The 901-nt window shown below is 46.5% G+C and carries 2 protein-coding genes; both read left to right on the top strand.

Annotated features, from left to right (window positions below; all coding sequences use genetic code 11):
* A partial coding sequence (locus R7Q48_RS25595; protein ID WP_318132970.1) for a helix-turn-helix domain-containing protein occupies positions 1-284 on the top strand: 284 nt, incomplete at its 5' end.
* Between the two features lie 126 nt (positions 285-410).
* Complete coding sequence (fliE, locus tag R7Q48_RS25590) at positions 411-722, top strand: flagellar hook-basal body complex protein FliE (RefSeq protein ID WP_005457685.1); 312 nt, start codon at positions 411-413, stop codon at positions 720-722.
* Positions 723-901: the final 179 nt, after the last annotated feature.

The following is a 901-nucleotide window of genomic DNA, read 5'->3' as shown; positions in this document are numbered from 1 at the left end:
ATTGGCAAGATGCCAACAGCTTGCAATACGTTGTGCAAAGTGCAGAAACATTGGTCCCTGATGTCAAGCCTGTTGCTCAAGCTGAATCCGTCAACCGCGTTAACACTGGCGGCGAGGGGTTGGGTGGCGAGCTGCGCGATCAAGAGTACGCGATCATTCTAGAAACCTTGGTGGAATGTAATGGCCGACGCAAAGAAATGGCAGAGAAATTGGGCATAAGCCCACGTACTCTGCGCTACAAACTTGCCAAAATGCGTGACGCGGGTATAGATATTCCGAGTTAGGTTTCACACGCGTAGCCATAAGACAAAAGTGTGAGTAAACTATACTGCTGGCGTCTTATGGCACATAAATTGCTGTGTCAATATTTAGTTTAAATAGATAGTCAAACTTTTGGCTCAGAGGTGATAATGAAAGTTGATGGTATTCAGGCCGAAATGCGCGCCATGATGGTTGAAGCGACCAACACCACTCCGACAGGAACGGGTGCGAAAGTGGGTGCAGATTTCAATGATCTCCTAACCAAAGCCATCAATAACGTAAACTCACTTCAAAAATCATCTGGCGATCTACAAACGCGTTTTGATCGTGGTGATGCCGATGTTTCCTTATCTGACGTCATGATTGCTCGTAACAAATCCAGTGTTGCTTTTGAAGCCACTGTTCAAATCCGCAATAAGCTCGTTGAGGCCTACAAAGACCTCATGAACATGCCAGTGTAATTTAGGTAATAAGTGTGGCAGACAAGTCTACAGATTTAACCGTCACTGATGGCGGCTCAGATGGCGCACTGGTTTCTAGCTCCGATATGGATGTGGAAAGCCAAAATCCAGATTTAGAAGAGCGCAGTGCATCAAAATTCGATATGGCCGTGGGCGACCTCGATTTGCTTCGACAGGTC

The organism is Vibrio sp. 378 (assembly GCF_033339435.1).
The sequence above is the reverse complement of the archived record's forward strand: the minus strand, read 5'-3'. Positions and strand labels throughout refer to the sequence as shown.